Genomic DNA, 13,458 nt, shown 5'->3' on the forward strand with positions numbered 1-13,458 from the left:
CCTGCCTTAGAGCAATCCAGCAAAAGTGCGCAGCGGTTTTGCGTCCGGAATTGCGTGAAACAAAGAGATAGAGCACGACCGAGATTCGAAGAACAACGGACATGCCCTAGCGCGTTTGCCGTGTCTTTAGCTTAAGTAGGAATTGCGCGCGATAGGAAAATGCCTGCCGTCAACAGAGGGTAGGCATCAAAAGCTTCACAATGCTGTCTTTAACGGGCGAGGCTCGTCAGAATTTGTAGCCGACCATCAGTCCGGCGCGGGTCATGCCGTCGTTCGGGCCGTCGCAGAGATTGGCATTCGAGGAATGAGCGAGTTGCGCCATGACATTCCAGTTGCTGTTGAAGCGATAGCCGGCGCCGAGATATTCGTGGAACAGCACACGACAGCCGAGGTCGGGGTGATCGTCGTCGTCCCGAAGCTCGCCAGTGTGGATGACGCCGCCGAAGCCAGCTTCAGCGAAGATCTTGTCGCTGAGGTCAACCGTCCAGGTGAAACCGGCGAAGAACTGCGTGGCTTCACCCGCCGTGCCGATCGAGGTGCCGACATGGACGCGCGGATGCATGAGTTGCTGCTTCCAGCCGGTTGCCTGCTCAAAACCGAAGGGATCGAAAAGGGCCGTTATTTCGGGGAAAACGCCGTCTTCATGCGAATGTCCGCCCTGTACGGAAGCGGAAGCGCCAAAGCGCAATTCGTCGAAAATCTTGTCTCCGGCTTGCGCCGCTGATGACATTCCCAAGCTGCTGGCGATTACTGCGACCGACGCGATACTCGACAGGCTTAAACGGAAATCGGATTTCATCTGCTGTCCCTTGATTCCCGCCCGACCAGCGGAATGGGAAAGAGGTAACATGCAGGTATCGACGGTAAAGCGCTCGCATCCGGATCGTGGCTTTTTCCACAATCCTGACACTAATCTGCAACAGTTCAGATCTCTCCGTCATAGGCGGACCCGCCATTTTCCAATAGGCGTTTCAATATCATAAGACCCGACACAAGCTCGTTTCTATCCTTCGGCGAGGAGAATCCGATGCGCACGCGGTGATAGACCTTCTCGCCACGCGCGGCCTTGAACTCGTCCTCGTCATCAACAAGCACGCCATCGCGGAAGGCGGCATTCTTGAAGGTGCCGGACAGCCAGGGTTCCGGCAGTTTCAGCCACAGGAAAGGCGCATGCGGGTGGGATTCGAAATCGAATCCCTGCATGACCTCACGGGCGAGGCTCACGCGGGCCGACAGCTCCGCGACACTTGCATTGCGGATCTCGTGCGCCTTGCCGCTCTGGACGAGCCGCGCACAGGTTTCGGCCAGAATGAAGGGCAGTCCGCCCGTGACCATCTTGTGCGTGACCTTGATGCGCTGGGCGAAATGCGGCGGGCAGGCGACCCAGCCGCCACGCACGCCGGCAGCAACCGATTTCGACAGGCCGTTGACCAGGAAGGTGCGATCGGGCGCGATTGCGGCAAGCAGCGGCGTAGCGTCATTCGCCATGCCGCCATAGAGATCGTCCTCGATGATCCACACGCCATGCCGTCTGGCGATATCCGCAATGGCGACGCGCCGCTCATAGGGCATGATGGCAAGGGTCGGATTGTGGACCGTCGGCATCAGGAAGATCAGCTTCGGATGCTGCTGCTGGCAGAGCCGCTCGAAATCCTCGGGAATGACGCCGTTCTCATCCAACTCGACCGTCAGCGTGCGCCGCCCGAGCAGGCGGACGCTGCGGCTGACCTGCGTATAGGTGAGGTTTTCGAAAACGATCTTGTCACCGGGTGCAGATACGGCGGCGATGACGGCAATTGCGGCCGCATGCGCGCCGAGCGTCGGAACGACATTTTCGACCTCCGGCGACCAGTCGTTGCGCGCCAGCCAGAGACGACCTGCCTCGAACCAGTTCCGCGGGAAGCTGCGTGAATAGGAGGAGATTTCCGCCAGATGCTGCTCGCCGATCTCGGCCATGATGCCGGCGATCACCTTGCCCTGACCAAGATCGGGGGCGGCGGTCGTGTCGAAGCGGAGCTTGTTTGCCGGGGCGTCTGCAATGCGGGTGCCGCTCAGCGAAAGGGTAAGGGGATCCGTCTGTTCGCTCGGGGGCGTATCGGCACGATCGAGTACATAGGTGCCGCGGCCGACTTCACCGGCGACGAGGCCACGCTCATGAACCAGCGCATAGGCGCGGCCGATTGTTCCGATTGTCACCCCGATGTCATAAGCGAGATTTCGCTGCGGCGGCAGCTTGGCTCCCGCCGGCAAAGCGCCGGAAGCAATGGCGGATTCGATATTGTCCGCAAGCCGCATATAGACTGGGCCGGAGCCCTGCGAGAGATCTGGGAGCCAATTTGTCATGGTGACAATGAATAGATTGTCACCCTCTTGCTGTCAATACTATGTGACAATCACTAGAGCGGAAACAACAGGAGCCAAGGATGTCCGTTGTACCTCAAATGAAGAACCAGATTGTATCGATTGTCTCTATCGATAGCCCACACGAAATTGTCCTCCCGAGGCAGGCGCCAGCCACGACTCGGCTCGGCCGCCTGTGGGCAGTCTTCGTTCTGTGGCAACAGAAGCGGGAGGGGCGCCTGGCGTTGCGCGGACTGACAGCGGATCAACTCAAGGATATCGGCCTGTCGCGGTCCGATGCCGCACGCGAAGTCAGCAAATCGTTTTTCTGGGATTAAGCCAAAGCTTAGCTGCAGGCGCGATTGCCGCCCGACCAGCGGGTGACATCGGCAGCGATGCGGCCGGCGACCGGCTCGGACATCATGGGGCCGAACGCCTGCATCTTGGCCGGATTGCCTTCGGCCTGCACTACGAGCAGCGGCCGGCTTTCAGGGCTGCCCTTGTGCACGACGAGAATGCGCGGACGACCGGAGAAGGAATTGAGTTCCGGTGCGAGCTTGTAAGCGGCAAAAGCCGGATCGCCCGACTTGAACCAGCAGCCATTGGCGCCGAGCGCCACACGCTCCATCGTCGACAACGCACTGCGGTCCGGTCCTTTTACGGGCGTCGAGGACTGGCAGGCAGCAACGAGTGCGGCAAGGCCGGCAAAGGCAGAGGCCTTAGCGAAGGCTGCGAAAAGGCGAGGGTGCATCTATCTTGCTCTTCGGCCAGAATTCAGGCGGCGATGACGTCGAGTGCCGAAGCGAAGAGGCCGCGGCCATCCGAACCGCCGTGAGCGGCCTCGATGAGATTTTCCGGATGCGGCATCATGCCGAGCACATTGCCCTTGGCGTTCATGACGCCGGCAATGTCGTTGACCGAACCATTCGGGTTGGTGCCTTCGGCATAGCGGAAAACGACCTGGCCGTTGCCTTCGATGGCAGCCAGCGTTTCCGTGTCGGCAAAATAGTTGCCGTCATGATGGGCGACCGGGCAGCGGATGATCTGGCCCTTTTCATAGGCGCGGGAGAAATCCGTCTCGGCGTTGACGACTTCGAGCTTGATCTCGCGGCAGACGAATTTCAGCGAGGCGTTGCGCATCAGCGCGCCCGGCAGAAGGCCAGCCTCGACGAGGATCTGGAAGCCGTTGCAGACGCCGAGCACCTTCACGCCCTTGTTCGCCTTCTCGATGATCGCCTGCATGACCGGCATGCGAGCAGCGATCGCTCCACAGCGCAGATAATCGCCATAGGAGAAACCGCCGGGAATGACGATCAGATCGACATCGGGGATTTCCGTTTCCGTCTGCCAGATCGTCACCGGCTGGTGACCGGAGATCTTGGTGAGAGCGGCGATCATGTCGCGATCGCGGTTGAGGCCCGGAAGTTGAACGACGGCTGATTTCATAAGGTCCCCGCGTTTGGCGAAAGATATTGAACTGGAACGCTTTCGGCGAGCCATACTCCATTGTCCGAGACAAAGAAAGAATGGCCCTCTGAAAACATGCGGGCTGCGTCTACACGCAGGATAATATACTCACCCTTGCGACGTGTTGCGACGATCTTGGCCGTATCGACATCCGCCGAGAGATGAACGTGGTGCCGTTTCATCTTTTTCAGGCCTTCGCGCTCGATCAGGGGCCAGTTCACGAGTGACGTACCGTGAAAAAGAATTGCGGGCGGCTGGACCGCCTTCAACGCAAGATCGATTTCGACGCTGTGGCCCTGGTTGGCGCGAATTCTGCTCTCGACGAGTGCAAAACGCTTCTTCGGACTGTTCTCGATGATCCCGATAATATCGGCGCGAGTGACGTCGTATTTCGACGTCACCGCCTTTTCGAATGTATCGAAAGGTACCCAACCCTCGGCATCAAGCGTCAGGCCTGCGGCTTCCGGCGCATGGCGCAAAACATAGCTCGTGAATTTCGAGACTTCCGTCTCCAGCTTTGCTTCCATGACGCTTCATCCTGAAGGCCCGCCGCGTGGCGGGCCTATGATCGTCAGTCGATCGCGATCGCGTAGTTCTCGATGACCGTGTTTGCGAGGAGTTTCTCGCACATGGCCTTGAGGTCGGCTTCGGCCTTGGCCTTGTCGGTGCCTTCGAGCTCCAGGTCGAAGACCTTGCCCTGGCGGACATGACCGACGCCGCCGAAGCCGAGGGCGCCGAGCGCGCCTTCGATGGCTTTGCCCTGAGGATCGAGAACGCCGTTTTTCAGCGTGACAGTGACGCGAGCCTTGATCACTTGTTTTCCCTGCTTTTACTTGACCAGAACGGGGCCAGTGCCGCGCACGGGCTCGTTTTCATTGATGATACCGAGACGGCGCGCGACTTCGGAATAGGCTTCCAGCAGACCGCCCATATCGCGGCGGAAGAGGTCCTTGTCCATCTTCTTGTGTGTCTCGATATCCCAGAGGCGGCAGCTGTCCGGCGAGATTTCGTCAGCCAGAATGATGCGCATCATGTCGCCTTCGAAAAGGCGGCCGCATTCGATCTTGAAATCGACGAGCTGGATGCCGACGCCGAGGAAGAGGCCGGTCATGAAGTCGTTGACGCGAATGGCAAGCGCCATGATGTCGTCGAGCTCAGCCGGATTGGCCCAGCCGAAGGCGGTGATGTGCTCTTCGGAGACCATCGGATCTTCGAGCGCATCGGACTTGTAGTAGAATTCGATGATCGAGCGCGGCAGGACCACGCCTTCCTCGATGCCGAGGCGCTTGGCGAGCGAGCCGGCGGCGACGTTGCGCACGACGATCTCAAGCGGGATCATCTCCACTTCCTTGATCAGCTGCTCGCGCATGTTGAGCCGGCGGATGAAGTGGGTGGGAATACCAATCTTGTTCAGATGGCTGAAGATATATTCAGAAATACGGTTGTTGAGGACGCCTTTGCCATCAATGACTTCGTGTTTCTTCTTGTTGAAAGCAGTGGCATCGTCCTTGAAGAACTGGATCAGCGTGCCCGGTTCAGGCCCTTCATACAGAATCTTTGCCTTGCCCTCGTAGATACGGCGGCGACGGTTCATTGTGGTTATTCTCTAGCTGTTGGCGCTCTTGGGATAGCGCGCGTGGATCGATCTCGTGGCGTCCCCTTAAAGGAAAAGAGAGAGTTTCACAATCCGCCTATCACTCCTTCCCCGGTTTCCGGCCTTGGGCGGGAAAACCGCAATGAGAATCGAAATCTTGCCAAGGAAAGACTACCGCCTTTTTCTTTACGGTGGAATGAAGGCAAAATCTCGGAGGGGTTATACAGGTCTTTATCCGGAGGCTGTTTTGGAGGTGGGCCGGCCCACGGAATGGCGGAGATCCTTCTGCAGTGCGCGAGCCTCACCCTCCGGTTGCCGCCAGCTTTCGCCACGGATGAAAGCCGGGAACTGTAGGCCGGACATCGGCCGGGCGAGCGCATAGCCCTGCAGCATGTCGCAGCCGAGCTCCTGCAGGATGCGGACGTGATCGGCGGTCTCGACACCTTCTGCGGTGACGAGAATATTCAGCGAGCGGCCGATCTCGATGATGGAACGCACGAGCTTGCGCTGCTCGGCCGATTGCGGCAGGTGCCTGATCAGCTCGCGATCGATCTTCAGTGTTTTCGGGCTCAGCCGCAGCAAGCTGACGATCGAGGCATGACCGGTGCCGAAATCATCGACCTCAATGTCGATGCCGAGCTTCTTCAGCTTTTTGAGATTGGCGGTGACCGCCTCGTCGCAATCGTCAAGCGAGATCGATTCTAGCAGTTCGAATGAGACCGTGCCGGGCTCGATCTTCAGCGAGCGCAGCTTCTTGCCAAGCTGCGGATCGGAGAGTCTCCGGCCGGAGACATTGACGGAGATGCGGGGAATGGTGAAGCCTTCGCGGATCCAGGCTTTCCGGTCGGCGATCGCCTGTTCGAGGATCAGCGCATCGATGGTCGAGACGACGTCGAGATCCTCGGCAATGTCGAGGAAGCGATCCGGCGCCAGCAGTCCGTGTTCCGGATGCTGCCAGCGGGCCAGCGTCTCGATGCCGGCGATATCGAGCGTGCGGGCATCGAACTGCGGCTGATAGAAGGGCACGAATTCGTTGCGCTCCAGGCCGATCAGGATTTCATCGGCAAGGCGCTTGGCCGTCAGGATCGTACGGCGTGCAGCATTGGAGAAGAATTCGTGGCGGTTGCGGCCGGAGCCCTTGGCCCGGTAGAGCGCGATATCAGCATTGAGCAGGAGCTGCTTTTCGTCGAGCTTGGGGCCGCTATCGATGGCGATGCCGATGCTGGCGCCGAAGCGGCAATCATGCCCCTCGTATTTGATGGGTTTGCGCAGCTCGCGGATGATGCGCTCGGCGACGGTGGCAATCTTCTTCGAGGGAGTGTCGACGATGCAGAGAACGACGAATTCATCGCCGCCGATGCGCGCGACGAAATCGGTGCCGCGAATGGAATCGCGCAGCACCCGGGCAGCATGTTTGAGCATATAATCGCCGGCGCGGTGGCCGAGCGTATCGTTGATCTGCTTGAAGCGGTCGAGATCGATATGAAGGATGGCAAGCGCCAGACCTTCCTCGCGACAATGGGCGGAGAGTTCCTCCAGCATCTTGTCGAGATAGCGACGGTTCGGCAGGCCGGTCAGATAATCATGGAACGCCAGATGCTCGATGCTTTCCTTGGCGGCTTCGAGTTCGCGGTTGCGTGCTTCTGCAAGATCCTTGGCGCGCCGCAACTCGTTGCGCAGCGCCACTTCCTCCGTCACGTCCCAATTGGCGCCGATCAGCTTGCGGCAGCCATTGCCGTCGACGAAGAAGGCCGAGCGGGCACGGATGATGCGCTCGGCGCCATCGCCTCTGATGATACGAAATTCCTGATGAAAGCCGGTCTCGTTGTTGACGTTGCTTTCGACGGTTTCGTTAACGCGATCGCGATCATCAGGATGAACAGTGCTGAGCCAGGCATTGGCTGCGGAGAAACGATCGGCATCCTTCAGTCCGTAGATGGCAATAAGGCGGTCGTCCCATTCGACGGTCCCGTGATCGATATCGGCTTCGAAAACGCCGATATCGCTGATCTGCAAAGCGAGGTCGAGGCGGCGGGAGAGCTGCGCGAGCATCTCCTCGGTTTCCTTGCGCGCGGTGATGTCCGTGTCCGTGCCGACGACGCGCTGAGCAGCGCCGTTCTCATCCCACTCGACGGGTGCGCCGCGGCATTCGATCCAAACCCAGTGGCCGTCCTTGTGGCGCTCTCGATACTGGAAGACATGATAGTCGGGGTCGCCAGCATTCTGGCGCTCGATGGCGTTGATGACGAAATCGCGATCATCGGGATGAACGAGCTGCAGCCAGGCCTCGTAGTCGCCGTCGGCCTCCTCATCCGGCGCCATGCCGCGTATGCTCTTCCAGGTCTGCGAGTAATATTTCTTGTCGAGGCGGTAATTGTGGTCCCAGACACCGAGCCCGGAGCCAACGAGCGCATAATTCCATCGGCTTTCGCGCTCCGCAATGTCGGAATCGTCGGTGTAGCTTGCGAACCCATCGGCCGCCGGCTCGTCGCAACTGACATTGGCGGCTTTTGGCGGGTGGGTTTGCTTCACGGGCGCTCTCGCTTTTCTGGCGTCAGCGCAGTCTGCGGTCTTTCCATTAAGAAATGCTTAGAAAGCGATCGCTTAATTCACTGGAAATGCCGGATTTTTTGGCTTTCTCAGCCGGGCAAGCGGCTGAGAAACTGGGCAAAGACCATCGTACCTTCCGGCCAGGGGCCGTGGCCGGATTCCGAGTTAATGTGACCGGACTCGCCCGCATCCACCAGGAAGGAACCCCAGCTGTTGGCGATGTCGTCAGCATGCTCATAGGTGCCGAAGGGATCGTTGCGGCTGGCGACCGTAATCGAGGGGAAAGGTAACGGATCGCGCGGGTAGGGGCCGAAGGTCATGAGATGCTTCGGGCGGATATCCGGATTGGCAACATCGGGCGGCGCGACGAAGAAGGCGCCGGCTACGCGCTTTTGAAACAGCGGAATTGCGTGGATCACCGATGGCACCCCGAGGGAATGAGCGATGAGCACCACGGGGCGTGTCGAGGCATTCACCGCTTCGGCGATGCGGGCAGTCCAGTCCTCGCGCACGGGCTTGGACCATTCCGCCTGCTCAACTCGGCGCGCGGTGCTGAGTTTTGCTTCCCAGCGGCTCTGCCAATGGTCGGGGCCGGAATTGGTATAGCCGGGAATGATGAGGATATCTGCGTCTGAAGCTTTCATGGTGCCGCCGATGTGAGAAAGCTTAACCGCGATGTCAAGGGAAAGAGCGACTTAGCTCAAAAAATTTGCTAACGTGGCTTTATGCCGGTTGCGTTCTCGTGTCGGCCCCTTGTTGCCGACACATTCGCCTCCGGTTCATCTTGGCTGAGGAGGAGAAAGCCATGACGACATTTCATGTCATGACGGGTGCTGGCGAGAGCTTCGCACGGCCCGTGGTCAACAGGATCAGCGTAGCCGACGTCTTCGACGCGCTCAGGCTGGGTTTCGAGGATTTCCGCGAGAAGCCTTCGCATTACGTTTTCCTGTGTCTCATGTATCCGATCGCCGGTATCTTCCTGACGATGCTGAGCTCGGGCGCCAATCTCGCACCGATGATCTTTCCGCTGATGTCGGGCTTTGTGCTGATCGGCCCGATAGCCGCGATCGGCCTCTACGAAATCAGCCGCCGGCGCGAGGCCGGACTCGATTCCTCTTGGAAACATGCACTCGATGTCCGCCATTCGCCGGCTTTGCCGTCGATCATCGCCGTCGGCCTCCTGCTGTTCGGGATCTTCACCGTCTGGCTGGTCACGGCGCAAACCATCTATACAGGCCTTCTTGGCGAGGTCTTCCCGCGCTCCATGTCGCTCTTCCTGCAGCAAGTGTTCGGTACGCCGGAAGGCATGCAGCTCATCCTGTGGGGTAATCTAGTCGGCCTCGGCTTTGCGTTCGTCGTACTGGCGATCACCGTCGTGACCTTCCCGATGCTGCTCGACAGGGACTGCGGGGCGGTGGCCGCGATGGTCGCCTCGATCCGGGCAACCTTCGTCAATCCGATACCGGTATTGCTCTGGGGCCTGATCGTTGCCGCGTCGCTCGTCATCGGCACAATCCCGCTCTTCGTCGGCCTCGCACTCGTCATCCCGATCCTCGGCCATGCGACCTGGCATCTTTACCGGAAGCTGATCGCCCGCGAAGCCATGTAATGGCAACATCCCGGGGTGTCGCGAATTTGCGCGATGCCCCGGAATTTCAACAGAGCCCGGAACCTCGGAACCTTGCTTGGAGTTTGTCTTGTGCCGACTTCGAAGGAGGATTTCAAGGTGACCATACGCCATGTGTTTGCCCACTTCGCAACCAAGATATCGGAGTGGGCGGGCAAGCCGGTGACCTTCATTCTGGCGCTTATCGCCGTCATTATCTGGGCTGCTCTCGGCCCCGTCTTCGACTACTCGGAAACCTGGCAGCTGGTGATCAACACCGGTACGACGATCATCACCTTCCTGATGGTCTTCGTGCTGCAGAATGCGCAGACACGCGATACGCGGGCCATCCAGGCAAAGCTCAACGAAATCATCCTGACGAGCCATGCCGAGAACCGCTTCATCGGCATCGAAAATCTCGACGAAGAAGACCTCAAGCACCTCGACTTGCTGGTGGCCAAGGCGGCTAAGGGCCGGGGTGAGACAGAGGTTTGTGAGATATCGGATGAGCCGGGCGATACATCGATCGGCAAGCCAGAGAAAAAGAAGCGCGCTGCGCCGGCGACTACGTCCCGGAAGCGAAAATGAAAACGGCGCCTCACGGGCGCCGTCTCATGACCTGTCTTGTGCCGATCAAGCTTCGCCGAAGACGCGGCGGAAGATCGTGTCGACATGCTTGGTGTGATAACCGAGATCGAATTTCTCGCGGAGATCCGCCTCGGAGAGTGCAGCGCGCACCTCGGCATCGGCCAGCAGTTCTTCGAGGAAATCCTTGCCCTGTTCCCAGACCTTCATGGCGTTGCGCTGCACGAGGCGATAGGCATCCTCGCGGGAGGTGCCGGCCTGCGTCAGCGCCAAGAGAACGCGCTGCGAATGGACTAGGCCGCGGAACTTGTCGAGGTTCTTCATCATGTTCTCGGGATAGACCACGAGCTTTTCGATGACGCCGGCGAGACGGTTCAGCGCGAAATCGAGGGTAACAGTGGTATCCGGGCCGATGGCGCGCTCGACGCTCGAATGGCTGATGTCGCGCTCATGCCAGAGCGCCACGTTTTCCATCGCGGGTACGACCGACATACGCACGAGACGCGCAAGGCCGGTCAGGTTTTCAGTCAAGACCGGGTTGCGCTTGTGCGGCATGGCCGAAGAGCCCTTCTGGCCCGGCGAGAAGAATTCTTCCGCCTCCAGCACTTCGGTGCGCTGCATGTGGCGTATTTCGATCGCGACGTTTTCGATCGACGAGCCGATGACACCGAGGGTGGCGAAGAACATGGCATGGCGGTCACGCGGGATGACCTGCGTGGAAACGGGTTCCGGAACGAGGCCGAGTGCTGCGCAGACATGCTCTTCGACAACAGGGTCGATATTGGCGAAGGTGCCGACAGCGCCGGAGATGGCGCCCGTCGCGATTTCAGCGCGGGCGGCAACGAGGCGGGCGCGGTTGCGGCTCATCTCGGCGTAGAAGCGGGCGAAGGTCAGGCCCATCGTCGTCGGCTCGGCATGGATGCCGTGGCTGCGGCCGATGCGGATCGTATCCTTGTGTTCGAAGGCGCGCGTCTTCAGCGCTGTCAGAACACGGTCCATGTCGGCGAGCAGGATATCGGCAGCGCGCACGAGCTGGATGTTGAACGTGGTGTCGAGCACGTCGGAGGAGGTCATGCCCTGATGGACGAAGCGGGCGTCGGGGCCGACGATTTCTGCAAGATGCGTCAGGAAGGCGATGACGTCATGTTTGGTGACGGCCTCGATCTCATCGATGCGGGCAACGTCGAAAGTCGCCTTGCCGCCCTTTTCCCAGATGGTGGCGGCTGCCGACTTCGGGATCACTCCGAGGTCTGCCAGCGCGTCGCAGGCATGGGCCTCGATCTCGAACCAGATGCGGAACTTGGTTTCGGGAGACCAGATGGCGACCATATCGGGCCGGGAATAACGAGGGATCATGGACGAGCGCCTTCATTTCGTGACAGTAGCTGCGGCCCCTGTAGCAAAGACGGCCGGCAATCTCAACGCATGCGTTTGGCAAGAGCCAGGCTAGTGACAAAAAGACAGACCAGTCCGAGGGGCAAAAACAGCCCCAGGCCAAGGACAAGGAACTGATAAACGGCGCTGGCGCCGGTAAAGACAAACTGGAACATCCAGATGACCGAGCCGAACGGCGAATGCCAGCGGGAATAGAAAATCCGGTAGTCCATGGCGAAGAGAAAGGCCGTCATCAGGACCGTGCCCATCGTCAGCACCAGGAAGAATGCGGCAAAACGCGCCTCCGCCTGATGGCCGAGCGCAAGATAACGCCCGGCAAGCAAGTTAAAGGGCCAGGAGAGCAGCCCGCCGCCGAAATAGAGGATGGAGAGATCGAGCACGTGGCTCGTCTCCATACCATTGCGCAGATAGAGACCCGCCATGGCGGAGATCAGCATCTGGACGCCCCAGAGCGGGGCGCCGATGAAAAGTTCTGATAAGGACGGCCATGCCGCCCGCAGACGGTTCATTCTCAGGGGTGAACCGGAACGGCGATCCAGCGGCCGTTGCGGCCGTCAGGAGAGGCGCTCAGCGCCAGGATTAGGGCGATATGGACAGGCTTGCCCGATTCCGGCTGATAGACGAGGGCGCCGCCCATGCGATATTCCACAGTACAGCCGCGATCTGCCGGCAGCGACTTGTCCTCATGCACTAGCTGGCGGTTCGGCGCACCGTCCTTCTCGATGAGCTGCAGGGTGAAGCCGATGACGCGGTTGACGTCCTTGCAGCTTTCCGGCTTGGCGACTTCGGCGTCGCCGAGCAGCAGCGAATAGGCGCCCCGCGGCGGGCCGTCACTTGCGATTGTCGTGTAACGGATCGTCTTCATCGGCGAGCCGAGTTCGGTCGGCGGGTTGAAGGCGGCGATCAGGCCGGGATTGGTCAGAAGGTTGTACTTGTCCATCTGCTGGCGGGCTGCCGTCAGATTCTGGCGGCGTGCCTTGGACAGATCGGCATCCTTGTCGGTCAATTCCAGATGAAAGGGCGTGCCCTCGAGATCAGCACCCGTTTCGGTATTGATGAAATAGGTCTCCGAATAGGGGATCTTGCCATCCTTCATACCGAATTCCTGGAAGGCAAAGACCTTGCCGTCGGCGGAGAAGCCAACAGGCTGCATATTGGCGATATCGCCAGCAGAGGCCGTGGCCGCCATGCCGGTCAGCAAGACGGCGAAAAACCCGCCCATGAACATGCGCTTCGTCATCAGCGAGCTCCCTCAGCCGCGTTGCGAAGGGCGGTAATGGCCTGGCGATAGGTCTCGACCGAGCCGCCCTTGAAAATTGCCGATCCGGCGACGAGCACATTGCCGCCGGCCTTTGCCACGGCAGGCGCGGTATCGACCGTCACACCGCCGTCCACCTCAAGCTCGATCGGGCGATCACCGATGAGTGACTTCGCCGCTGCGATCTTGTCTGCCATTGCCGGAATGAATTTCTGGCCGCCGAAACCGGGGTTGACGGACATAATGAGAATGAGGTCGACATCGTCAAGCACGTTCTCGACCACCGAAAGCGGCGTTGCCGGATTGAGGGTGACGCCGACCTTCTTGCCGAGATGGCGGATCGTCTGCAGCGAGCGGTGCAGGTGCGGTCCGGCCTCTGCATGCACGGTTATGCGATCACAGCCGGCCTTTGCGAAAGCCTCCAGATAGGGATCGGCCGGCGAGATCATCAGATGGCAATCGAAGGTCGCATCCGTATAGGAGCGCAACGACTTGATGACATCGGGGCCGAAGGAGATGTTCGGCACGAAATGGCCGTCCATGACGTCGAGATGGATCCAGTCGGCGCCGGCCGCAGTGACGTTGCGTACTTCCTCGCCGAGTTTTGCAAAATCTGCCGCCAGGATCGATGGGGCGATGCGGATGGGCAGTGTCGTCATGATC

At 59.8% G+C, this 13,458-nt stretch carries 16 protein-coding genes; 3 read left to right on the forward strand and 13 right to left on the reverse strand.

Going from position 1 to position 13,458, the window contains the following annotated elements; translation table 11 throughout:
• Positions 1-226: 226 nt before the first annotated feature.
• Entirely contained in the window at positions 227-799 is a 573-nt protein-coding gene (locus tag ACR9ZQ_RS15305) for an acyloxyacyl hydrolase (RefSeq protein ID WP_113321801.1), read from the reverse strand.
• A gap of 125 nt (positions 800-924) precedes the next feature.
• Positions 925-2,343 carry an aminotransferase-like domain-containing protein gene (locus tag ACR9ZQ_RS15310; RefSeq protein WP_481428226.1) on the reverse strand — a complete coding sequence of 473 codons (1,419 nt, stop codon included), beginning with the start codon at positions 2,341-2,343 and terminating at the stop codon, positions 925-927.
• A gap of 80 nt (positions 2,344-2,423) precedes the next feature.
• Here ACR9ZQ_RS15310 and ACR9ZQ_RS15315 point away from each other — a divergent pair, with 80 nt between their 5' ends.
• The gene (locus ACR9ZQ_RS15315; RefSeq protein WP_439015091.1) at positions 2,424-2,678 is read left to right on the forward strand and encodes a DUF1127 domain-containing protein; all 255 of its coding nucleotides are present in this window, start codon (positions 2,424-2,426) and stop codon (positions 2,676-2,678) included.
• 8 nt (positions 2,679-2,686) lie between these two features.
• On the opposite strand, the gene ACR9ZQ_RS15320 is transcribed toward ACR9ZQ_RS15315, so the two are convergent.
• The 7 genes from ACR9ZQ_RS15320 to ACR9ZQ_RS15350 all read right to left on the reverse strand — a co-directional run bounded on the left by ACR9ZQ_RS15320 (position 2,687) and on the right by ACR9ZQ_RS15350 (position 8,595).
• The gene (locus ACR9ZQ_RS15320) at positions 2,687-3,091 is read right to left on the reverse strand and encodes a hypothetical protein (protein ID WP_481428227.1); all 405 of its coding nucleotides are present in this window, start codon (positions 3,089-3,091) and stop codon (positions 2,687-2,689) included.
• A 23-nt stretch (positions 3,092-3,114) separates the two neighbouring features.
• The gene (gene purQ, locus ACR9ZQ_RS15325) at positions 3,115-3,786 is read right to left on the reverse strand and encodes a phosphoribosylformylglycinamidine synthase subunit PurQ (protein ID WP_310388235.1); all 672 of its coding nucleotides are present in this window, start codon (positions 3,784-3,786) and stop codon (positions 3,115-3,117) included.
• On the reverse strand, positions 3,783-4,334 hold the full coding sequence (locus ACR9ZQ_RS15330; protein WP_481428228.1) for an RNA 2'-phosphotransferase: 552 nt from the start codon (positions 4,332-4,334) through the stop codon (positions 3,783-3,785). The genes purQ and ACR9ZQ_RS15330 overlap by 4 nt, the downstream gene beginning before the upstream one ends.
• 44 nt (positions 4,335-4,378) lie before the next feature.
• On the reverse strand, positions 4,379-4,621 hold the full coding sequence (purS, locus tag ACR9ZQ_RS15335) for a phosphoribosylformylglycinamidine synthase subunit PurS (protein WP_007826230.1): 243 nt from the start codon (positions 4,619-4,621) through the stop codon (positions 4,379-4,381).
• A gap of 15 nt (positions 4,622-4,636) precedes the next feature.
• Positions 4,637-5,401 (reverse strand): phosphoribosylaminoimidazolesuccinocarboxamide synthase, encoded by a 765-nt coding sequence (purC, locus tag ACR9ZQ_RS15340; RefSeq protein ID WP_007826228.1) that lies wholly within the window; start codon positions 5,399-5,401, stop codon positions 4,637-4,639.
• Between the two features lie 231 nt (positions 5,402-5,632).
• Positions 5,633-7,933, reverse strand: a complete 2,301-nt coding sequence (locus ACR9ZQ_RS15345) for a putative bifunctional diguanylate cyclase/phosphodiesterase (protein ID WP_481428229.1) — start codon at positions 7,931-7,933, stop codon at positions 5,633-5,635.
• Between the two features lie 107 nt (positions 7,934-8,040).
• Complete coding sequence (locus ACR9ZQ_RS15350; protein ID WP_007826223.1) at positions 8,041-8,595, reverse strand: RBBP9/YdeN family alpha/beta hydrolase; 555 nt, start codon at positions 8,593-8,595, stop codon at positions 8,041-8,043.
• 161 nt (positions 8,596-8,756) lie between these two features.
• On the opposite strand from ACR9ZQ_RS15350, the gene ACR9ZQ_RS15355 reads away from it, so the two are divergent.
• Together ACR9ZQ_RS15355 and ACR9ZQ_RS15360 are read left to right on the forward strand one after the other, a co-directional pair.
• Entirely contained in the window at positions 8,757-9,560 is an 804-nt protein-coding gene (locus ACR9ZQ_RS15355) for a DUF2189 domain-containing protein (RefSeq protein ID WP_310388226.1), read from the forward strand.
• Positions 9,561-9,683: 123 nt separating this feature from the next.
• Positions 9,684-10,145: a low affinity iron permease family protein gene (locus tag ACR9ZQ_RS15360; RefSeq protein WP_113321803.1), complete on the forward strand. Its 462-nt coding sequence runs from the start codon at positions 9,684-9,686 to the stop codon at positions 10,143-10,145.
• Between the two features lie 45 nt (positions 10,146-10,190).
• On the opposite strand, the gene purB is transcribed toward ACR9ZQ_RS15360, so the two are convergent.
• From purB to rpe, 4 genes are all read right to left on the reverse strand, one after another.
• Entirely contained in the window at positions 10,191-11,498 is a 1,308-nt protein-coding gene (gene purB, locus ACR9ZQ_RS15365; RefSeq protein WP_025668863.1) for an adenylosuccinate lyase, read from the reverse strand.
• Positions 11,499-11,560: 62 nt separating this feature from the next.
• Positions 11,561-12,046 (reverse strand): hypothetical protein, encoded by a 486-nt coding sequence (locus ACR9ZQ_RS15370; RefSeq protein WP_310388224.1) that lies wholly within the window; start codon positions 12,044-12,046, stop codon positions 11,561-11,563.
• 2 nt (positions 12,047-12,048) lie between these two features.
• Complete coding sequence (locus ACR9ZQ_RS15375; RefSeq protein WP_310388221.1) at positions 12,049-12,777, reverse strand: DUF2259 domain-containing protein; 729 nt, start codon at positions 12,775-12,777, stop codon at positions 12,049-12,051.
• Positions 12,777-13,454: a ribulose-phosphate 3-epimerase gene (gene rpe / locus ACR9ZQ_RS15380; protein ID WP_113321791.1), complete on the reverse strand. Its 678-nt coding sequence runs from the start codon at positions 13,452-13,454 to the stop codon at positions 12,777-12,779. The genes ACR9ZQ_RS15375 and rpe overlap by 1 nt, the downstream gene beginning before the upstream one ends.
• Positions 13,455-13,458: the final 4 nt, after the last annotated feature.

It is taken from the genome of Rhizobium sp. KNZ14-9A, assembly GCF_056755015.1.